Source organism: Deltaproteobacteria bacterium, from assembly GCA_005879795.1.
Classification (GTDB): domain Bacteria; phylum Desulfobacterota; class Binatia; order DP-6; family DP-6; genus DP-6.
Genome location: VBKJ01000206.1, coordinates 1 through 20,661 on the forward strand (window position 1 = coordinate 1; position 20,661 = coordinate 20,661).

Here is a 20,661-nt window from a genome sequence, read left to right on the forward strand (position 1 = left end):
GTCGGACGTTGGGCAGATCGGGGAAGGAGCGGAGTTTGATTTCGTGTACGCGCGGTTCGTGCTGACGCATCTGAGTGATCCGGGCGGGGCGTTGAGGCGGATGCTCGGGGTGCTCCGCCTCGGAGGGGTAGCAGTCGTCGAGGACATCGACTTCAGCGGGCACTTCTGTCATCCAGACAGCCCGGCGTTCTGGCGGTATGTCGAGCTCTACACGCAGGTGGTGCACAGAAGAGGCGCAGATCCCAACATCGGGCCGCGGCTGCCCGAGTTTCTGCTCGACTCCGGTTACCGGAACGTCCAGATGAAGGTCGTGCAGCCGGCAGGGATCGAAGGTGAGGTAAAGCTGATCGCCCCGATCACGATGGAGAGCATTGCCGACTCCGTGCTTGCGGACGGTCTGGCCTCCCGGCACGAGGTCGACCGCGTAATCCACGACCTGCACGCAGTCGCCGCAGACCGTCGCACCGTCTTGAGCCTGCCCCGCGTGGTGCAGGCATGGGGTTACCGCGACGGCGCGGCGCCCACCTGAGCGGCTGCAGGCGCGGGCGGGGATGCGGCTCGCATGGACCTACCCCAGCCCGAAGTGCCGCAGCGCGTTCCCGCCCAGGTACTTCCCGACCGTCGCCTCCGGTACGCCGTGCTTGCCGAGCGTCGCCCGCGCCTCCTCGACCGTTCCCGTGTCGTGGTTGGGATAGCGCGAGCCCCACGCCGCCACGTTCTCGAACACGTCGGGCATGCGCGCGACCGGCGTCTCCCAGGAGTCGAAGCTCACCAGCGACGGCCGTGCGAAGAACACGTGGTCGGGCTCGAGGCTCACGTCGCGGATGCCGGAGAAGAGCCAGAGGTAGGTCTCCGACTTCTCGAGCGCGAGGGGCACCCAGGCCGCGCCGGCGTGGACGAGCGTCAGCCTGAGCTTCGGGTAAATCTCCATGTGTCCGTAGAAGGCGACGGCGGTGAGGAACGTCGACGTGTCCATGAAGGGCGCGACGCTCTCCGCGATCGGGTGCCCGATCTTGAGATTCGCCGCCACACGCTCGACGAAGGGCCCGGCGCCGCTCCACTCCGGGTTGGTGCTCCCTGGCGAGGGGTGGATGCAAGCCGCGACCTCGAGCGCCTCGAGCCGCTGCCAGAGGACGTCGTACGTCGGGTGGTTCGGGAAGCGGCCCTCGAAGAAGACCGGGCGGACGAAGGCCGCCTTGAAGCCGTGCGCCGCCGCGCGCTCGAGCTCGCGCACCGCGAAGCTCGGCTCCTGCATGGGGAGGAGCGCCACGGGCACGAGCCGGCGGCGGTCCGCGCCGGCGAAGTCCCAGAGCCAGTCGTTGTAGGCGCGCGCCAGCGCCCACGCCGCGTCGGGGTTCCCGACGAGAGGGAAGTGCTCCGCGAAGAGGGTGGGGAAGAGGAGCGCGCGGTCCACACCCATCGCGTCCATGTCCCGGAGACGCGCGGCGGGATCCTGCGCGCCCGGCGTGATCGGATGGCGCTCGTCGGGATCGAGCTGCCCGATCTGCTCCGGCGTCATCCCGGGCCGCCAGCAAGCCTGGCGGTTGATCCCGCTCCTTCGCAGCGAGCGCGCCCGCCGGCCGTTCAGGATGGTCGTCTCGAGGCCGTGCGCGTCCGTCTCGTGCCAGAAGGCGCTGCGCGCGACGACGCGGTAGTCGCGCTCGAGGTACTTCTCCCAGATGTCGGTCGGCTCGTAGACGTGGGTGTCGACGTCGACGACGGTCATCAGTAGGGCCGGAGCGCCTGCATGAGGAGGCGCGGGTCGAGCTTGGCGAGGTCGAACTTGGTGATGCCGTGCGCACGCGGATCGGCCTCGGCTTCCGCCCAGCGCTCGAGCTCCTCGCCCTGGGGGAACCAGGCCGGCCGCTCGAGCGGCGGCGGCTCCTCGCTCACGCAGAGCGTCCCCTCGATGCCGTACATGCGCCGCGCGTTGGCGCCGAGGAGCTTCGCCTGCACGGCCTCCGGCACGCCGGCGGCACGCATCTCGCGGATCGCGCTCCACGAGTCCGCGCCGTCGTGGTGATAGGCGTCCGAGGACCACACGCCGACGTTCTCGAAGCGGTCCCACTGCCGGAAGGTCGGCGTCTCGTCCGACTCGAAGGCGATGTAGCACTGCGCGTAGAACGCCTCGCTCGGCAGGCGGTCGGTCTTCAAGAGCCGCTCGTTGGCGTAGAGCTTGAAGAGCCGGTCCCAGTGCTCGAGGAGCTGGGGCAGCCAGCTCGAGTTCGACTCGAAGATCGCCATGCGGAGCTTCGGGTAGAGGTCGAGCATGCCGGAGAGGAGCACCTGCGCCAGCCAGGCCACGGCCTCGAAGATGAAGCTCAGCGTCTGCACGTCGACCATGCGGCCGCCGAGATGCATCTCGCCCGCGCGGGCGACGAGCTCGCCGGGGGAGGTCATGGGCACGCCGGGGATGGCCTTCCGGAACTCCGCGCCGATCTCGGGGTTCAGGGCCGGGAAGGTGTGCATGCCGAGCACGATCCCCGTCTCCTCGAACTTCCGGAACACCTTGTCCATGGTGTTGGTGGGCGACCCGCCGGTGAAGCTCGGGAAGATGTAGTTGGGGTAGCGGCCGCGCGCGTCGATGGGGCGGATGAGCGCCACGCGGAAGCCCATCTTCGCGATCCGCTCGAGCTCCTCGCAGGTGTACTGGAGGTCCTGGAGCGGGAGCCAGCCGGCCGGGAAGAGCCGCTCGGGCGCCGCGGCGCAGTAGTCGCGCGCCCAGTTGTTGTAGGCGCGCGCGAAGGCGTAGGCGCCGTCGACGTTCTCCACGAAGGGGAAGTTGGCGACCATCATGGTGGGGATGATCATCACCTGATCGATCCCCATGAGGTCCATCTCGCGGAGACGCGCCTTCGGGTCGTAGGCGCCGGGGTGCTCGACATACTTCTTCTGCTCGGGCGTGAGCCCGATCTGCTGCAGCTTGCGCGCGATCTTCTTCGACATCTGCGGCCCGGCGAGGCAGATCGGATTGTAGCCCGGGAAGTCGTAGGCGGCGCCGCCGATCACCGGCGTCCGCCCGTTCAGCACCGCCTGGTGCTCGTCCTTCCAGTACGAGCGGCGCACCAGCTCGCGGTATGCGGGCTCGACGTAGTCGCGCCAGATCTCGTCGGGGTCGTTGACGTGTGCGTCACAGTCGAAGACGGGAAAGGTCTTGGTGACGCGCTGCTGCGCGTTCGTGCCGCTCATGGGGGTCCTCCGCGGGCGGCGATGCGCTGGCCGCCGCACCCTGCTTCTAGTGCGCGCGGAAGAGATGGGTCAAGGCCGTGACCGGGTGGCGCAGGTTCACCACGAGCGGCGCGATCAGCGCCCCTCCGCCGTCGGATACTGCCCCGTCCCGCTCACGAGATCGCGCCCGTACGCCTGCACCACTGGCAGCTCGCCCGGCTCGCGCGGCGGTGTCCGGCGCGCGAGCGCGCGCTCGACGTAGGGTGCCAGCTCCTCCGCCTTGCGCCGCTCGCGCGCCGCGTGCCGCTCCTTGAACTCCGGCATGACGCGCGCCGCGAACAGCTCGAGCGACGCGCAGATGTCCTCGTGCCGGTTGTTGCCGCCCTGCTGGATGAAGACGGTCTGATCGACCCCCGCCTCCTCGAACTGGTGCATGGCGCCGCGCACCTGCTCGGGCGTGCCGATGCCGCCGCTGCCCCCGGGCAGGGGGATCTGGTTCCCGCGGAAGAGCTCCCACACGTTCGTCCGCCCGGGGACGTGCCCGCCGAGGAGGTAGTAGTGCGCGAGGGCGAAGCCGAAGAACTGGAAGCCCTCGAGCCCGCGCCGCTCCGCCTCGGCCGGGTCGTCGTGGCAGCTGAAGCCGGTCACCATCGCGATGTTCGGGTTCACCGCCTGCGCGATCGGCGTGCACTCGCGCTTGAAGGTGTCGTAGTAGTCGGCCACCCAGTGCTTCGCCTCCGCCACGTCGACGAAGGCGAAGGTGAGGGCGCCGAGCCCGAGCTGCGCGGCCAGGTGGATCATGGGGCGCGAGGAGCAGGCGAGCCACATGGGCGGGTGCGGCTTCTGCACCGGCTTCGGCACCACGTTGCGCGGCGGCATCTTGAAGTACTTGCCATCGTAGCCGGGGTAGGGGGTTTGCGAGAGCATGAGCGCCACCTGCGCGACCGCCTCGCGCCACATGGCGCGCTTCTCGGTGGGCGGGATGCCGAAGCCCTCGAGCTCCATGCGCGAGGCGGACTCGCCGGTGCCGAACTCGACCCGCCCGCCCGAGACCAGGTCGAGCATCGCAATGCGCTCGGCGACGCGCGCGGGATGGTTGTAGCCGGGCGGCATGAGCACGATGCCGTGCCCGAGGCGGATGCGCTCGGTGCGTGCGGCGCAGGCGGCGAGGAAGACCTCGGGCGCCGGGGAGTGCGAGTACTCCTCGAGGAAGTGGTGCTCGACCTCCCAGGCGAAGTCGATGCCGAGGCGGTCGGCCAGCTCCACCTGCTCGAGCGCCTCGCGGATGAGGCGCGCCTCGCTGTCCTCCCGCCAGGGCCGGGGGAGCTGGTGCTCGTAGAAGATGCCGAACTGCATGGGCGCAGGTCCTCCAGCGGGCGACCGTACCCGGCCCGCGCGACGCCGGTCAAGCGACAGCGGCTGATTTCAGGTCGTAGTACTTCCGCGCGATCAGTTGGTGGGACACCATGTCAACTGCCGCCCCCGACTTTTCGAGCACCGTGTAGCCAACCAGCGGCTGGTAGCCCCGTGGCCCCTCTTCCATCTCGAGGAAGATCACCTCGTCGGCGATCCTCCTGAATCCTTCGATCTGGATCCACACCGGCCCATACACGTCGGCCGTGACGACGCGCTGATCGGCCGTCTCGAGCTGGACCGTGGCCGCAGCTTCCAGATCGCCCAGCTCCTCCCTCCAGGCGAGCGGGAGGACAAGTCCGGACGCCCCCGTGTCGACGAGTGCGCTGAAGCGCTTCCTGCGCGTCGGGTCGCGATCGTTCGTCACGGTGACCTGCACGATCACCTTCGCCAACCGTGGCCGCCTCCTCGGGATGAATGGCCGGACACTGTCCATACGCGCACCTCCTTGCAATGCCTGGAGCCGTCATATCATGGACGCACATGCCCACCACGCCTCGCGGGCCCGGTCCGGTCGCCGCCGTCCACCGCATCTTCATCGTGACGGCGCTCCTCTGCGCGCTCGCTTACGCCGCCTGGGAGCTGAACGAGATGGCCCGGACCGGGGAGGCGCTCGCCGGCCTGCGCGGGGCGCTGGGGCTCCTCGTCGCGGCCGGCACCGGCGTCTACCTCCGCAGCCTGCGCGGCCTCGGCGCCAAACTCACGCCGCGCGACTAGGAGCCCGGACGGACTCCTGGGCGGCAGGGAGTGGGCGGCGTTCGGCCGCGAGCGACACTATTTCGCCGCCGCGCCTGACGCGGCGCTCGCACCGGCGGGCGCGCGCGGGGGGCATGCGGGTTGCTCTGCCCGCCCCCCGTGCTCCGTTGCCGGCCCCTCGCCGCCCTCACCCAGGCGCTTGCCGTGACACTCGCCATGGCGCCGGTTGCCGGCGCCGGGAATCTGCTGAGTCCGGCCACGCCCGCGCCGCACTCGCTGCCGCGCGGCGTGGCGCGCGGGCGCACGCTCGCCCTCTCGCGGACGGCGCTCGCGGACTTGCGGACGCGGACGACGGCCGTGGTGCCGGGCTTCCCCCTGGGCGGCGACGCGACGGCGGACCTGGAGCTCCGGCGCTTCGAGCCGTTCGCGCCGGGGGCGCGCGTGGAGGCGGTGGACGACCGGGGTGTGCGCGAGGTGAAGCTGCCCGATCACGTCTACTTCACGGGCACGGTGCGCGGCGAGCCCGATTCGCGCGTGCTCCTGATCGCCGCCCGCGACCACGTGCGCGGGTTCGTGGCGGCGCACGACACGGTCTATCCCTTCGGCCCCGACCGCCGCGGCCGCCACCGGAGCTACGCGCTGCGCGACGTCGACCCGGCCGCCTACCCACCGCCCGGGAACTTCTGCGCCAACGACCGCCACCGCGACCAGGTGGACTCCCTGGTGGTGAACCGGGGCGCGCGTGCGGCCGCCGGCCTCGAGCCGCGCGTCGCGTACGCGTCCGCAGGGTTGGTCCAGGCCGACGCCGCCATCGACACCGACCACGAGCTGTGGGCCAAGTTCGGCTCCGATGCGGGGACGCTCGACTACCTGGCGTCGCTCGCCGCCGCCTCTTCGGCGATCGACGAGCGCGACCTGAGCGTGCGCCTCCGCTTCTCCTACATCCGTCTCTGGCCGACGGCGGCCGACCCGTGGAACGCCACCCTGCCCGACCAGCAACTCGACGAGGTGCGCAACTACTGGACCAACCCGGCCAACGGCATGAACGCGATCGCCGGGTCGCACGACCTGGTCCACTTCATCTCGGGCAAGGCGGTGCAGGGCGGCATCGCGTACGTCGGCTCGGTGTGCGAGCCGCTCTACTTCTTCGGCGTGTCGCAGGTCTACGGACACTTCGACCTCTCCGACCCGACGCAGGTCTGGGACGTGCTGGTGGTGACGCACGAGATCGGCCACAACCTCGGCACGCCCCATACGCACTGCTACGGCCCGCCGGTCGACGAGTGCTACAACCAGGAGCCCAACTGCTACGCCGGACCGGTCGTCTGCTCGCGCGGGACCATCATGAGCTACTGCCACCTGCAGTGCGGCGGCCTCGCGGACATCGACCTCGTCTTTGGCGCCGTGGTGAGTGCGGAGATCAAGAGCACGATCGCGGGAGCGGGCTGCCTCGTTCCCATCGGCAACTGCGGCAACGGGGTCGTCGACCCGGGAGAGCAATGCGACGACGGCAACACGGTCGCGGGCGACGGCTGCTCACCGAGCTGCCAGCGCGAGGTGTGCGGCAACCACATCCTCGACCCCGGCGAGCAGTGCGACGACGGCAACACGGTGTCGGGCGACGGGTGCTCGGCAACCTGCCAGCGCGAGCCCCGCTGTGGGGACGGCGTGCTCGACCCGGGCGAGGAGTGCGACGACGGCAACACGGTGTCGGGCGACGGGTGCTCGGCGACGTGCCAGCATGAACCGCGCTGCGGGGACGGCGTGCTCGACCCGGGCGAGGAGTGCGACGACGGCAACACGGTCGCGGGCGACGGCTGCTCGCCGACCTGCCGGCTGGAGGCCTGCAAGATCATGCGCTCCGGGCAGACGCTCTGGCTGCGCAGCCTGCTCTCGGTCCGGCACGGCGCCCCCGGGCGCGACCGGCTCTCGCTCGAAGCCGAGTTCGCCATCCCGAGCGCCGTCGCCACGCTCGACCCGTCCGCGACCGGCATGAGCCTCCTGGTCGACGACGGGACGGGCGAGGGGGAGCTCGCGCTCACCCTCCCGCCGGGCGCGCACTGGATCGCACGCCACGGCCGCTGGCTCTACCGCGATCGGGCCGGCAGCGTCGGCGGCATCCGCAGGCTCGCGATCGTCGACGACACCCGGGGCGGCGTGCCCGGGGTCGACGTGAGCGTGACCGGGCGGAAGGGCTCCTATCCGCTCTTCTTCTCGGATCTCCCGCTCGCCGTGACGGTCCTGCTGGGTGACGCGAAGGCGGGCCAGGCCGGCTCCTGCGGCCGGCGCAGCTTCGACGCCGGGTCGTGCGCCAGCCGGCGCAGCGGGACCCGCCTCGTCTGCCACTGATGCCGGCGGCGGTTTTCCGCGGCCGGAAGTTGTGCCAATCTACGCGCCCCATGAGGCTCCAGCGACAGCTCGCTCTAGTCGGCGCGCCCGTGCTCGCGCTCTGCCTCGCCGCCCCGGCGGCCGCCGGAAGCATCAGCATCTCGATCGCGCCCCTGGTCGAGCTGCGCGAGGGCGCGCTCTCGGCGCAGGTCAAGGTGAGCAATGTCGGCGACGAGAGCGCGCAATCGGTCGCCGCCGTCCTCGTCTTCGGCGAGCACCGGGTGCGGGGCGACCTCCGTCCCTCGCTCGCGCCGGGGACGTCGATGGACGCGGCGCTGACGCTGCCGGTGGGCGGCCTCGGGACCGGCCGCTGGCCGTACCAGATCGCCGTCGATTACACCGACGCTAACCAGTACCCGTTCCAGGCGGTCCACCTGGGGCTGGTCACGGTCGGCAGCCCGCCCCCGGCGAAGGTGGCGGTGTCGGAGCTCAAGGCGGACCCGCTGTCGAGTTCGGGCACGCTCAGCATCCGGGTCAAGAACCTGGCCGGCGTGGCCCGCCAGGCGTCGGTGAGCGTGGTGGCGCCGGAGGGGATCGAGGTGACGGCGCCGACGCAGGAGGTGAGACTCGCGGCGTGGGAGGAGCGCACCGTGACGGCGCCGATCGTCAACCGGACGGCGCTGGTCGGCAGCCGCTACCCGCTGTTCGCCCAGGTGCAGTACGACGAGGACGGCGTCCACCAGACCGTGGCCGGGCAGGGGATGGTCGAGATCGAGGCCGCGCAGTCGTTCCTCGAGAAGTGGCGGCTGTGGTTCGAGATCGTCGCCGGGGTCCTCGTCGCGGCGTGGCTCGGGGTCCTGCTCTGGCGGGCGATCACCTCGCAGAGCCGGCGCGCGGAGACCGGCCGGTGACCGACGGAGGCCGCCTCCGCCTGCTCGCCCGCACGCTCCTCGACCTGGCCGCAATCGCGACCGCGCTCCTCTTCCTCGGCTCCTACTTCCCGGCGGCCGTCATGCTGACGCCGACGACCACGAGCGGCGGGGACATGGGCACGCACTACTACCCCGCCTTCTACATGCGCCACGTGCTCCTGCCACACGGCCAGGTGATCGGCTGGTGCCCCGGGAACTACGCCGGCTATCCGCTCTTCCAGTTCTACTTCCCGCTGCCGTTCCTCCTGATGGCGGCGCTCTCGACCGTGATTCCCTTTGCGGTCGCCTTCAAGCTGATCACCGTGCTCGGGCTCTTCCTCCTCCCCGTGTGCGCCTACCTCTCGCTGCGCCTCTCGCGCGTGCCGTTCCCCGGACCGGCGCTTGCCGCGCTCGCCACCCTGCCCTTCATCTTCATGGAGGCGAACTCGATGTGGGGGGGCAACATCCCCTCGACCCTCGCCGGCGAGTTCGCGTTCTCGCTCGGGCTCGCGCTCGCGGTGCTCTTCATCGGCGCCCTCCGCCGGGCGATCGACGGCGGGCGGGGCAAGGTGGGGTGCGGGGTCCTGGTCGCACTGATCGGTCTCTCGCACGGGTACACCCTCCTCTGGGCGGGCTTCGCCTCGCTCGCCGAGCTCGTCTCGACGCACAAATGGTGGCGGCGAGTCGGCACGCTCGTCGCTGCGCACGGGCTCGGCGTCCTGCTGATGGGCTTCTTCCTCCTCCAGCTCTTCGGCTACGGCCCCTGGACCACCGCCTACAACCACTCCTGGCCGATCACGGGATGGCGCGAGGTCCTGCCGCCGATCCTCTGGCCGGCGGCGATCGTGACCGGCGTCACGACCCTCGTGCTGCTCGTGCTCTCGGTGGTGCGCCGGACGGCCTTCCCCCGCCCGCTCGGCACGCTCTTGTGGGCCATGGCGATCGCGCTCTTCTTCTGGGTGACGGGGCACTCCTTCCACGTGGTCGACATCCGGTTCTGGCCGTTCATCCAGCTCGGGCTCTGCCTCGCCGCGGCCGCCGGGCTCGGCCACCTCCTGGCGCTCCTCCCGGGAGCGGAGATATGGCCCGTGGCTGGCGCGCTCGTGATCCTGCCGTTCGTGCAGTCCCGGGTGAGCTTCATCCCCTCGTGGATCACCTGGAACTACTCGGGGTTCGAAAAGAAGGTCACGTGGCCCGTCTTCCACGCCATCAACGAGCACGTCCGCGGCGACTTCCGAGACCCGCGCGTCGTCTACGAGCACTCGGCCGAGAACGAGTCGCTCGGCACGGTGCGCGCGTTCGAGGACCTGCCGCTCTTCTCGGGCCGCTCGACGCTCGAGGGGCTCTACATGCAGAGCTCGCCCTCCTCGCCCTTCGTCTTCTGGATCCAGTCCGAGATCTCGAAGGACGTCTCGTGCCCCTTTCCGGACTACGGGTGCTCGCGGCTGGACCTCGACCGTGGCATCCGCCACTTGCGGATGTTCAACGTCTCGCAGTTCATCCTGCGGAGCCCCGTGGTGAAGGCCGCGGCGGCGCAGAACCCCGGCCTCGTGCACGAGAAGACCGTCGGGCCGTTCGAGATCTACCGCCTGCGCGACAACGCGAATCGCTACGTGGTGCCGCTCGAGCTCGCCCCGGTGCTGGTGCGGACGAAGACATGGAAGGAGGACTCCTACCGCTGGTTCATGCGCGCAGGTCCCGACGACCCGACGCCGGTGTTCGCGAAGGACGTGGCGGACGACGAGCGGGGGCTGTTCGCCGGGGTCGTCGACGACGTCAGGGGCGAGCTGCCGCGGCGGCCCCTCGGTCCGCCGCCTGTGCTCGAGGAGCGCATGGAAGCCCCCGACCGGATCACGGTGACCGGCTGCCGGCCGGGCCACCCGGTGCTGGTCCGGATCTCGTACCACCCGCGCTGGCGCAGCCTCACGGGCGAGAAGGTGTGGCTCGCCGGGCCGAGCTTCATGCTGGTCGTGCCACGCGGCGAGCGCCTCGACCTCGTCTTCGGCGGCGGCTTCTGGGCGAGCGCCGGCCACGCCCTGACGGCGCTCGGTCTCCTCCTGCTGGCGCTCGGACTTCTGCCCTTCGGGCGGACCCTGGCCACCGGCCTCGGGGAGCGTCTCCGCACGCACGCGCCCGAGCCCGTGCTCGCCCTGCTGCGGCGGAGCGAGAGCTGGAGCGTCCGCACCCGGCGCAGCGTGCTCGGGGGCGGCCTGGGCCTCGGCGCCGTCCTGCTCACCAGCGCTGCGGTGGTGTTGTACGTGCCGAACGCGGACGCGGTCTACCGCCGGGCCCAGCGGCTCTACGACGCCTCCCGCTTCGACGAGGCCGCGCCGGATTTCCGCGAGGCGCAGCGCTTGGCGCCCCTATCGGCAACCGCCATACACTCGACGTACTTCGAGGCGATCATCTATTTCCGGCAGGAGAAGTGGCGCCAGGCGGAGAAGACCTTCCAGCGCCTCATGGCGACCTTCCCCGAGGCGCCGAACGTACCCGAGGCGCTCTACCATGTCGGCATCTGCCGCCTGCACCTGGGCGACCTCGACGGTGCGCGCGCCGCCTGGGAGCAGACGCGGGCCAGCTTCCCGACCACGCCGTGGAGCAAATACGCCGGGGACCGGCTCGCCGAGGTGGCGGGGCGGGGCACCGGGGGCTGAGGGCTCGGCGTGCCGGAGCCGGAGGATCAAGAGCTGGAGCTGGAAGGACGGCTCTTCGGGCGGTATCTGGTCGGGCGGGAGCCGCCGCGGGAGCTGGTCGAGCGGTACCGGGAGGCGAACCGGATCCTCCTCGGCGGGACGGCGCCCGGATCCGACGCCGCCGTGATCGCGTTCGCGCGGCGACACCCGTGGAGCATCTCCTTCCTCGACGGTGCCGCCGGTCTGCTCCGGCCGGGGAGCCTCCTGCGCAACAAGATCCTGGTGATGGCGGCCGTGCTCGAGGCCTCGCCGGCCTTCGCCGAGGAGTTCCTCTCCCGCACGGTGCACCCGGTGTCCCTCGTGCTGCGCGTCCTCGGGCTCGCGACGCTGGCCGTGGTGCGGGCGGCGGTCGGGGTGCTCGTCTACGCCGCCGCCGCCCGCTCGCGCGCGTGACCGACGTCGTCATCGTGGGCTCGGGCCCGGGGGGCGTCAACGCCGCCGCGCCGCTGGTCGCGGCGGGGCGCCGGGTCGTATTGCTCGACTACGGGAACGAGGATCGCCACTACACCGGGCTGATCCCCCGCAAGCCGTTCTCCGAGATCCGCCGCACCGACCCGGAGCAGCACCGCTACTTCCTCGGCGAGCGCTTCGAGGGCATCCCGTTCGGCGCGGTGCGCGTCGGCGCGCAGCTCACACCCCCGCGGGGGTACGTGCTCGCGGAGGCCGCCGACCGCATCCCGGTGCATGCCGAGAACTTCGCGGTCTCCATGAGCCTCGCCCGCGGCGGCCTCGGCGCGGCGTGGAGCGCCGGCGTCTTCCCCTTCTCGGACGACGAGCTGCGCGCCATGTCACTTGGTCTCGACGACCTCCGGCCGCACTACGACGCCGTCGCCGAGCGCATCGGCGTGGCCGGGGAGCGCGACGACCTCGACCCGTTCTTCCCTTCGAGCCCGTCGATGATGCCCGCCCTCGACATCGATACGAACGCCGAGGTCGTCCTGGCGCGTTACCTCCGCCGGCGCGACGAGCTCAACACCGCCGGCTTCTTCCTCGGCCGCCCGCGCGTCGCGGCCTGCACGCGGCGCCATCGCGGCCGCGGTCCCCATGCCTATCTCGACCTCTGCTTCTGGGCCGACATGGACCGCAGCGTCTACCGCCCGCAGTGGACGCTCGAGGAGCTCCAGGCCGCGCCCAATTTCACCTATGTGGGTCGCCGCTTCGTGCACGCCTTCGAGGAGGACGGTGAGCGCGTGCGCGTGCGCGCGACGCGCATCGACGTCGGCACCGAGGAGTGTCACGAGGGGCGCGCGCTGGTCGTTGCCGCTGGGACCCTCGGCACGGCCTGGCTCGTCCTCCGCTCGCTCGCCCGCTACGACACGCCCGTTCCCATCCTCTGCAATCCCTACGCCTACGTGCCGACACTCAACCTCGGCATGCTCCGCCGCACGCCGTGCGATCGTCGCTACAGCCTGGGGCAGCTGACCGCGATCGTGCGCGTGCCGGGGCGCATCATCCAGGCGCAGCTCTTCTCCTATCGCTCGCTGCTCACCTTCAAGCTGATGAAGGAGCTGCCGCTCGCGTACCGGGAGTCGCTGCGACTGCTCAGGCTGCTGGTGCCCAACTTCGCCATCCTCGGCATCCATCACGAGGACCGTCCGTCCCAGGGCAAGGTCTGCGTCCTCCGACGCGGCGAGCGGGGCGCGCCCGATCGGCTCGAGATCCAGTACCGGCCGAGCGAGGAGGAGGCGCGCATGCACGTCGCGGATGAGGGCGTCATGCTGCGCTTCTTCCGGCGCCTCGGCTGCGTGCCACTCAGGACCATCCGTCCCGGCCACGGCGCGAGCCTCCACTACGCCGGCACGTTCCCGATCACCGCGAGCGAGCGCGAGCTCACCTGCGACCGCGACAGCAGGCTGCGCGGCACGCGCGCCATCTACCTCGCCGACGGCTCGATCTTCCCCTGGATCCCCCCGAAGGGGCTCACCTTCAACCTGATGGCAAACGCCGACCGGGTGGGGGCCCGGCTCGCGGAGCGGCTGGCGTGATCGTCGCGGTGACCGGCGCCTCCGGCTCGCTCGGCCGCCACCTGTGCAGCTACCTCCCGCGCCGCGGCTGGGAGATGCGCGCGCTGGTCCGCGATCCCGACGCCTTCCGGCTCCTCCGGCCCGGCATCCACGCCGGGCGCTGCGACCTGCCCGAGGTGCTCGACGAGTCCGTGCTCGACGGCGCCGACGCGGTCGTCCACTGTGCCTACCCCACCCGGCTCGCGGACCTCGAGCAGATCCGGCGCGTGAACGAGGAAGGCACGCGCCGCATGCTGGAGGCGTCGCGCCGCGCCGGGGTGCGGCGCTTCGTCTTCATCTCGAGCGTCACCGCGCATCCCCACGCGCCCAGCTACTACGCCCGCAGCAAGCACGCGCTCGAGGCCCTCTTCGATCCGCAGCGCGACGTGGTCATCCGCCCCGGGCTTATCCTCGCCCGCGAGGGGCAGGGCCTCTTCCAGCAGATGCGCGAAGGCATGCGCCGCACACACGTCCTCCCGCTGTTCGGCGGCGGGCAGCAGCCGCTGCAGACCGTGCACGTGGACGACGTGTGCGAGGCGGTCGCGCGCGCCCTCGAGCGGAACCTGACCGGCGCCTTCAACGTGGCCGAGCCCGACCCGATCTCGTTCGCAACCTTCCTCCGCATGATGGCCCGGCGGCTCGGCATCCGCTGCCTCTTCCTCCCCCTCCCGTTCACGCCCGTGCTGGCGGGGGTGCGCGCCGTCGAGGCGCTCCGCCTGCCCTTCCCGCTCCGCTCCGAGAGCCTGCTCGGGATCAAGGCGCTCCGGCGGGTTCCGGTGGCGGATGACCTCCGGCGTCTCGATCTCCGAGTCCGATCGGCCGGCGAGAGCCTGGCCGATCTCCTGTAGACATCCACTGCAGGCGTCCGCTTTCAGTCGGCGGCGTGACGGTTTAGACTCCCGCCCCGCCGTGAAGGTCATCTTCCACGCCGACGACTTCGGGCTCACGCGGGCCGTGAACGCCGGGATCGTCGAGGCCCACGCGCGAGGGCTCCTGCGCAGCACCTCGCTCATGCCGAGTGCCGAGGCGGCGGAGGACGCCGCCGCGCTCGCCCGCTCGGTCCCCGACCTCGACGTCGGCCTGCACGTGACGCTCGTCGAGGAGCGGCCACTGCTCCCGGCCGAGCGCGTGCCGAGCCTGGTCGCGGACGGGCGTTTCTGGGCGAGCCACGCGACGGTCTTCGCCCGCTACGCCACCGGCCGCTGGAGCGTCGCCGAGGCGGCGGCGGAGGCCGCCGCACAGTGGGAGCGCCTGGCCGTGCTCGGCATCCGTCCCTCGCACTGCGACGGCCATCAGCACCTCCACCTGCTGCCGCGGCTCTTCCCTCGCATCGTGGAGCTCGCGCGACGACACGGCGTCCGCTTCGTCCGGACGTGGCTCGCCGGGCCCACCGCCGGTGCGGGCTCCGTCGTCCGCCGCGCGACGCGCGTCGCCGTGAACGGCGTCGCCGCGCTCGCCTGGCGGCGCGTCCCGCCCGCGGACCGGGACGCGATACGCCCCTTCGTGACCATCGGCTTCCTCGAGGCGGGCGGGAGGCTCACGCCCGCCCGCCTGCTCGCCGGGCTCGACCACCTCCGCGCCCGCGGCGTGGAGCTCGTGGAGGTCATGCTGCATCCCGGTCACCGCGACGCCGAGACCGAGCGGAAGTACGGCCACTGGGGCTACCGCTGGGACAGCGACCGGGAGCTGCTCCTCGACCCGACCCTCCCCGAAGCGCTCGCGCGGCGCGGCATCGAGCCGACCTCCTTCCGCGCGCTCGCCCCCCATGCCGGCGCGCCCTGAGGGCCAGCCGAGCGCCCGGACGACGCGGCGGCTGTGGGTGACGCGCGACTTCACTCCTTCCGACGCCGCCGGCATCCTGGCCCTGCGTGAGGCCACGTTCGGCGCTGTGGACAAGGCGCGCCTCCTCCCGGAGGTGTGGCGCTGGCAGTTCCTCGACAACCCCGCTGGCCGGGGGTGGGTGCGCGTCGCCGAGCACGACGGGCGGATCGTGGGCCAGTACGCGGCGATCCCCACCCGCTTCCGCGCCGACGGCGCCGAGCGCGTGCTCGCCATGTCGTGCGACACCATGACCCATCCCGACTACCAGCGGCAGGGGATGTTCGTCGCTCTCGCGCAGGAGCTCTACGATGCGCTCGAGCAGCTCGGCGTGCCCGTCGTGTGGGGCTTCCCGAACGCGGCCTCCCGGCCCGGCTTCGTGGGGAAGCTGCGCTGGTTCGACGTGCACGAGTTCCCGACCTGGGTGAAGCCGATCCGGAGCCGGTACGTGCTCGAGCGGTACGTCCGCTCGGCGCCCCTCGCGCGCGCGCTCGGTGCCGTCGGCGACGCGTTCTACCGTCTGGCGACTCCGCGGCCGCGGGTGCCGCGCCGCGCCGCCATCCGCCCGCTCGCCGCCTTCGACCGGCGCTTCGACGAGCTGTGGGCGCGCCACGCGGACCTCGCGCGCCTCGTCCAGGTGCGCGACGCGGCCTTCCTCCGCTGGCGCTTCTCGGCCGTGCCGGCGTTCGGCTACGAGCCCTTCGAGGTGCTGGTCGACGGCCGCCTCGAGGGCTACGTCGTGCTGCGTGTCCTGACGCTCTTCGACCTCCCCTTTGGCGCCGTCGTCGACCTCTTTCCCTGCCCGCTCGTGGACGACGAGGTGACGCGCGAGGTCCTCAGCTTTGCTCAGCGCCATGTGACCGAGCGCGGGGCCGCCTTCCTCACCGCGCTGCTCCCCCCGCGGCAGGAGCGCCATCTCCGCGCCTTCGGCTTCGTGCGCGTCCCGCGGGCCCTGAACCCCCGCCGGTGGTACCTCGGCGGCCGCTGCGGGCCGGCCGAGGAGGCCTTTTTCCGCGACATCGCCAATTGGTACATCACCTACGGCGACTCGGACATCGTCTGACCCTGCCCGCATGAGCCCCGCCACTCCGACGCCCTTCACGGTCGGCATCCCGGTATACAACGAGGAAGCGATCCTCGTGCTCAACACCGAGCGGTTGCTCGCCTTCCTCGACGGTCTCGGGCGCGAGTACGAGGTCATCATCGGGTCGAACGGCTCGACCGACTCGACGACGGCCCTCGGCGTGGACCTGAGCCGCCGCTTCCCGCACGTCAGCTTCTTCCACTTGCCGGAGCGCGGCGTGGGTCTCGCCTTCCGCGAGTTCGTGGCGCGGGCGCGCTACCCGTTGCTCGTCTCGGCCGACATGGACCTGTCGGTCGACATGTCCTTCATCCCCGCCGCGCTCGAGCTGCTCGAGACGCACGACATCGTGGTGGGCTCGAAGAAGCTCGGCCACCAGAAGCGGTCCTGGCTGCGCAAGCTCGGCTCGGACCTCTTCCTCCGCATCGCGCGGCTGCTGCTCGGGATCGGCTACGAGGACTATTCGATCGCCGCCAAGGCGTACCGCATCGAGACCTGCAGGCGCTTCACCGACCGGATCAACATCGGCTCCTCCTACGTCATCGAGATGTGCTTCCTCACCCAGCGCTCCGGGGGGCGCGTCATCCAGATCCCCGTCTCCTGCGAGGACTGGCGCGCGTCGAAGTTCAACCTGGTGCACGAGGCGCTCTACAAGTACAGCCACCTCGTGCAGCTGTGGCTGACGGACGGCAGACGGTGAGCGAGCACCCGGCCCGCCGCAGCGCCGACCCGTGGTGGACGCTCGCCTGGCTGGGTCTCGTCCTGGCGATCCCGCTCCGGCTCGCCTTCTTCGCCGGCTTCGGCCTGGGAGACGACCCGAACGAGTCCTTCGCCGTGATCGGCTTCGCGGAGCGCCTGCGCCTGAACCCCGCCGACTTCATGCACTACCGGGTGATCAACGTCGTCCTCCGGGGGCTGCTCTACCGCGTCTTCTCCGTCAACGAGCTCGCCTTCGTCCTGCCCATCCTGGCCTTCGCGCTCGGCACGCACGCCATGTCGATCGTCCTCGCACGCGACCTCCTCGGCGCGCGCGGCGCCTTCCTCACCTCGCTCCTCTTCCTGGTGACGCCCTACGAGACCCTCGCCTCGACGGCCAACGTCCCGGACTACATCCATGCCTTCTTCGGCGTCGCGTGCGCGTGGGCGGCCTATCGCGGCTATCACCGGCGGAGCGACCGCTACATGGCGCTCGCCGCCGTCTTCCTCGTGCTCGGCCTGCTCAACCGGCTGTCGATGGTCCTCCTCGTGCAGACGCTCGGCGTCGCGACCCTGTGTACGCTCCGGCAGTGGCGCCGCTGGGTCGCCCTGTGGGCCGTGTTCGCGGTGCTGGTGGGGCTCGTGTGCCTCGCCGACTTCTTCTACTCCGGGCTGCCGTACGGCTGGATCGCCAACTCCTCCGGCGGCATGGGAGGCCTCGACGTCACGCGTATCCTCGGCTTCGAGCTGATGGTGTACCCGCGCTACGTCTTCCACCACAACGACTACCCGAACTGGATGTTCGGGCTCACCGGCTGGTGCGCCCTCCTCGGGGCACTCCTCGCCCTCGGGCGCGCCGTGCTCCGCCGGGCCGGTGGTGCGGAGTGGTTCGTCGTCCTGGCCTTCTTCGTGTTCGTCGCCCTTTTCGAGTTGATGCCGCACCGCCTGACGCTGCACGCCTACTGGTCCCATCCGCGGATCTTTCGCTACCTCGCCCAGGTCTCGCCGGCCCTGTATCTGAGCGGAGCATACCTCCTCGACCGGCTCTGGGCGCTCGGGCCGCGCCGCTCCCCGGTCGGGCTCGGAGCCGTCCTCTGCGTCGCGGTCGCGCTCTTCGGGCTCCAGCAGACGCCGCGCGTCGCGGAGCCGCTGTCCGACGCCAACCGCGACTGTCGCCACCTGATCGCGTTCCTGCGGGGGATCGCGACCGACAAGCCGACTCCCCTGTTCACCGACTCCTGGCGGGTTGCCCTGATCCAGGCCCAGTACCCCCGGCACTACAAGGCCTGGATGCTCCGCGGCGTGGGAGCGGACTCGAAGGACGAGAAGGTCCGCTTCCTCCGCTCCGTGCGGGAGGGGCTGGTGATCACCGGCGGCGCGACGCTGCCCTGGTACAGCGGCATCGACCTGATCGTGAGCCTCTCCCGGCTCGACTTCACCGTCCCGCCCAGCTGGACCCTGCTCCGCGAGTTCGACGGCAAGCTCACCAGCTGGCGGGTCGAGCCGCTGCGGGTGTGGTCGGTGAAGGGCGAGGATTCCGCCACGCCTGCGGTCCACGTCGACACGAGCCAGGAGCCGAAGGCGCTGTTCGCGGCGGGGATGGCGAGCTTCGATCGAGGCGACTGCCCCGGCGCACGGCCCTACTTCCAAGCGATCATCGACCGCTCCCCGCCGGCGGAGCTGGCCCCGGACGGCTGGTACTTCGACACCATCTGCAGGTTTCGCGACGGGGACTGGGAGGGGACGCTCGCCGGCTTCCAGGAGCTCGTGCGCAGGTTCCCGGGCAGCATCTATGTCCCGGGCGCGTACTATCACATGGGGCTCGCCTACGCGGGTCTCGGCGACACCGCCCGGGCGCGACAGACCTTCGAGTACGTGCGCGAGCAGTTCCCGCGCGACGAGACCGTCAGCCGGATGGCGGCGGAGCGGCTGGCGGAGATGCCGGCGGACCGCGAAGCCGGTCTGCTCGGCAGGCTCTGGAAGAGGCTCTGGCGGCGCTGATGCCGTCCTGACACCCTCGACGCGCGGTCCCGGAAGGATGGACGGACGGCAGGCGGTGAGCGAGCACGCGGCGCGCGGCGGCGGCCCGTGGTGGAGGCTCGCCTGGCTGTGCCTCGTCCTGGCGATCCCGCTCCGGCTCGCCTTCTTCGCCGGCTTCGGCCTGGGAGACGACCCGGGCGAGTCCTTCGCGCTGATGGACTTCGCGCAGCACCTGCGTCTCAACCCCGCCAACTTCATGCACTACCGGGTCATCAACGTCGTCCTCCGAGGGTTGCTCTACCGCGTCTTCTCCGTCAACGAGCTCGCCTTCGCCCTGCCCATCCTGGCCTTCGCGCTCGGCGCGCACGCCATGGCGATCGTCCTCGCGCGCGACGTCTTCGGCGCGCGCGGCGCCTTCCTCACCTCGCTCCTCTTCCTGGTGACGCCCTACGAGACCCTCGCCTCGACGGCCAACGTGCCGGACTACATCCACGCCTCCTTCGGCGTCGCGTGCGCGTGGGCGGCCTATCGCGGCTATCACGGCCGGAGCGGCGGCTACATGGCGCTCGCCGCCGTCTTCCTCGTGCTCGGCCTGCTCAACCGGCTGTCCATGACCCTCCTCGTGCAGACGCTCGGCGTCGCGACCCTGTGCACGCTCCGGCAGTGGCGCCGCTGGGTCGCCCTGTGGGCCGTGTTCGCCGTGCTGGTGGGGCTCATGTGTCTCGCCGACTTCTTCTACTCCGGGGTGCCGTACGGCTGGATCATCCACTACTCAGACCCCGTCATGGGAGGCTACGACGTCACGAGCATCCTCGGCTACGAGCTGATGGTGTACCCGCGCTACGTCTTCCACCACAACGACTACCCGGACTGGATGTTCGGGCTCACCGGCTGGTGCGCCCTCCTCGGGGCACTCCTCGCCCTCGGGCGCGCCGTGCTCCGCCGGGCCGGTGGTGCGGAGTGGTTCGTCGTCCTGGCCTTCTTCGTGTTCGTCGCCCTGTTCGAGTTGATGCCGCACCGCCTGACGCTGCACGCGTACTGGTCCCATCCGCGGATCTTTCGCTACCTCGCCCAGGTCTCGCCGGCCCTGTATCTGAGCGGAGCGTACCTCCTCGACCGGCTCTGGGCGGTCGGGCCGCGCGGCTCCCCGGTCGGGCTCGGCGCGGTCCTCTGCGTCCCGGTCGCGCTGTTCGGGCTCCAGCAGACGCCGCGCGTCGCGGGGCCGCTGTGCGACGCCAACCGCGACGGCCGCCAGCTGATCGCGTATCTCAGGACGATCGCGACCGACAAGCCGGTTCCGCTGTTCACCGACACCTGGCGGATGCTACTGGTCCAGGCCCAGTACCCCCGCCACGACAAGGCGTGGGCGCCCCACGGCGTCCTACCGGACTCGAACGACGAGAAGGTCCGCTTCCTCCGCTCCGTGCAGGAGGGGCTGGTGATCACCGGCGGCGCGACGCTGCCCTGGTACAGCGGCATCGACCTGATCGTGAGCCTCTCCCGGCTCGACTTCACCGTCCCGCCCAGCTGGACCCTGCTCCGCGAGTTCGACGGCAAGCTCACCAGCTGGCGGGTCGAGCCGCTGCGGGTGTGGTCGGTGAAGGGCGAGGATTCCGCCACGCCTGCGGTCCACGTCGACACGAGCCAGGAGCCGAAGGCGCTGTTCGCGGCGGGGATGGCGAGCTTCGATCGAGGCGACTGCCCCGGCGCACGGCCCTACTTCCAAGCGATCATCGACCGCTCCCCGCCGGCGGAGCTGGCCCCGGACGGCTGGTACTTCGACACCATCTGCAGGTTTCGCGACGGGGACTGGGAGGGGACGCTCGCCGGCTTCCAGGAGCTCGTGCGCAGGTTCCCGGGCAGCATCTATGTCC

The 20,661-nt window shown here is 71.2% G+C and carries 16 protein-coding genes; 12 read left to right on the forward strand and 4 right to left on the reverse strand.

Annotation, left to right across the window (positions count from 1 at the left end):
* Window positions 1-529: methyltransferase domain-containing protein (locus tag E6J59_17630; protein TMB16987.1), on the forward strand; the 529-nt coding region annotated here is incomplete at its 5' end.
* A 39-nt stretch (window positions 530-568) separates the two neighbouring features.
* Here the strand turns inward: E6J59_17630 and E6J59_17635 are convergent.
* The 4 genes from E6J59_17635 to E6J59_17650 all read right to left on the reverse strand — a co-directional run bounded on the left by E6J59_17635 (window position 569) and on the right by E6J59_17650 (window position 5,017).
* A complete protein-coding gene (locus tag E6J59_17635) occupies window positions 569-1,726 on the reverse strand; it encodes a hypothetical protein (GenBank protein TMB16988.1) in 1,158 nt (385 codons plus the stop codon).
* A complete protein-coding gene (locus tag E6J59_17640; protein TMB16989.1) occupies window positions 1,726-3,189 on the reverse strand; it encodes a hypothetical protein in 1,464 nt (487 codons plus the stop codon). The genes E6J59_17635 and E6J59_17640 overlap by 1 nt, the downstream gene beginning before the upstream one ends.
* A 114-nt stretch (window positions 3,190-3,303) precedes the next feature.
* Window positions 3,304-4,524 (reverse strand): LLM class flavin-dependent oxidoreductase, encoded by a 1,221-nt coding sequence (locus E6J59_17645; GenBank protein TMB16990.1) that lies wholly within the window; start codon window positions 4,522-4,524, stop codon window positions 3,304-3,306.
* A 49-nt stretch (window positions 4,525-4,573) separates the two neighbouring features.
* On the reverse strand, window positions 4,574-5,017 hold the full coding sequence (locus E6J59_17650) for a hypothetical protein (GenBank protein TMB16991.1): 444 nt from the start codon (window positions 5,015-5,017) through the stop codon (window positions 4,574-4,576).
* A 47-nt stretch (window positions 5,018-5,064) separates the two neighbouring features.
* On the opposite strand from E6J59_17650, the gene E6J59_17655 reads away from it, so the two are divergent.
* The 11 genes from E6J59_17655 to E6J59_17705 form a co-directional block, all read left to right on the forward strand.
* The gene (locus E6J59_17655) at window positions 5,065-5,298 is read left to right on the forward strand and encodes a hypothetical protein (protein ID TMB16992.1); all 234 of its coding nucleotides are present in this window, start codon (window positions 5,065-5,067) and stop codon (window positions 5,296-5,298) included.
* Window positions 5,299-5,481: 183 nt separating this feature from the next.
* On the forward strand, window positions 5,482-7,626 hold the full coding sequence (locus E6J59_17660) for a DUF4215 domain-containing protein (GenBank protein ID TMB16993.1): 2,145 nt from the start codon (window positions 5,482-5,484) through the stop codon (window positions 7,624-7,626).
* Between the two features lie 50 nt (window positions 7,627-7,676).
* Window positions 7,677-8,516 carry a hypothetical protein gene (locus E6J59_17665; GenBank protein TMB16994.1) on the forward strand — a complete coding sequence of 280 codons (840 nt, stop codon included), beginning with the start codon at window positions 7,677-7,679 and terminating at the stop codon, window positions 8,514-8,516.
* Complete coding sequence (locus E6J59_17670) at window positions 8,513-11,170, forward strand: tetratricopeptide repeat protein (protein ID TMB16995.1); 2,658 nt, start codon at window positions 8,513-8,515, stop codon at window positions 11,168-11,170. Before E6J59_17665 ends, E6J59_17670 begins: the two co-directional genes overlap by 4 nt.
* 9 nt (window positions 11,171-11,179) lie before the next feature.
* Entirely contained in the window at window positions 11,180-11,602 is a 423-nt protein-coding gene (locus E6J59_17675) for a hypothetical protein (protein TMB16996.1), read from the forward strand.
* Between the two features lie 1,348 nt (window positions 11,603-12,950).
* Window positions 12,951-14,060: an NAD-dependent epimerase/dehydratase family protein gene (locus tag E6J59_17680; protein TMB16997.1), complete on the forward strand. Its 1,110-nt coding sequence runs from the start codon at window positions 12,951-12,953 to the stop codon at window positions 14,058-14,060.
* Window positions 13,996-14,994, forward strand: a complete 999-nt coding sequence (locus E6J59_17685; GenBank protein TMB16998.1) for a ChbG/HpnK family deacetylase — start codon at window positions 13,996-13,998, stop codon at window positions 14,992-14,994. Before E6J59_17680 ends, E6J59_17685 begins: the two co-directional genes overlap by 65 nt.
* Window positions 14,978-16,093 (forward strand): GNAT family N-acetyltransferase, encoded by a 1,116-nt coding sequence (locus E6J59_17690; protein ID TMB16999.1) that lies wholly within the window; start codon window positions 14,978-14,980, stop codon window positions 16,091-16,093. Before E6J59_17685 ends, E6J59_17690 begins: the two co-directional genes overlap by 17 nt.
* A 10-nt stretch (window positions 16,094-16,103) precedes the next feature.
* Window positions 16,104-16,811, forward strand: a complete 708-nt coding sequence (locus tag E6J59_17695; GenBank protein TMB17000.1) for a glycosyltransferase family 2 protein — start codon at window positions 16,104-16,106, stop codon at window positions 16,809-16,811.
* The gene (locus E6J59_17700) at window positions 16,808-18,808 is read left to right on the forward strand and encodes a tetratricopeptide repeat protein (GenBank protein TMB17001.1); all 2,001 of its coding nucleotides are present in this window, start codon (window positions 16,808-16,810) and stop codon (window positions 18,806-18,808) included. Before E6J59_17695 ends, E6J59_17700 begins: the two co-directional genes overlap by 4 nt.
* A gap of 37 nt (window positions 18,809-18,845) precedes the next feature.
* The coding region (locus E6J59_17705) for a hypothetical protein (GenBank protein ID TMB17002.1) at window positions 18,846-20,661 on the forward strand (1,816 nt) is incomplete at its 3' end.

Excerpts from the sequence above, each read along its gene's own strand:
- E6J59_17635 (TMB16988.1), bottom strand. The coding sequence starts at position 1,726 with ATGACCGTCGTCGACGTCGACACCCACGTCTACGAGCCGACCGACATC.
- E6J59_17640 (TMB16989.1), bottom strand. The coding sequence starts at position 3,189 with ATGAGCGGCACGAACGCGCAGCAGCGCGTCACCAAGACCTTTCCCGTC.
- E6J59_17645 (TMB16990.1), bottom strand. The coding sequence starts at position 4,524 with ATGCAGTTCGGCATCTTCTACGAGCACCAGCTCCCCCGGCCCTGGCGG.
- E6J59_17650 (TMB16991.1), bottom strand. The coding sequence starts at position 5,017 with ATGGACAGTGTCCGGCCATTCATCCCGAGGAGGCGGCCACGGTTGGCG.
- E6J59_17655 (TMB16992.1), top strand. The coding sequence starts at position 5,065 with ATGCCCACCACGCCTCGCGGGCCCGGTCCGGTCGCCGCCGTCCACCGC.
- E6J59_17665 (TMB16994.1), top strand. The coding sequence starts at position 7,677 with ATGAGGCTCCAGCGACAGCTCGCTCTAGTCGGCGCGCCCGTGCTCGCG.
- E6J59_17685 (TMB16998.1), top strand. The coding sequence starts at position 13,996 with ATGACCTCCGGCGTCTCGATCTCCGAGTCCGATCGGCCGGCGAGAGCC.
- E6J59_17690 (TMB16999.1), top strand. The coding sequence starts at position 14,978 with ATGCCGGCGCGCCCTGAGGGCCAGCCGAGCGCCCGGACGACGCGGCGG.
- E6J59_17695 (TMB17000.1), top strand. The coding sequence starts at position 16,104 with ATGAGCCCCGCCACTCCGACGCCCTTCACGGTCGGCATCCCGGTATAC.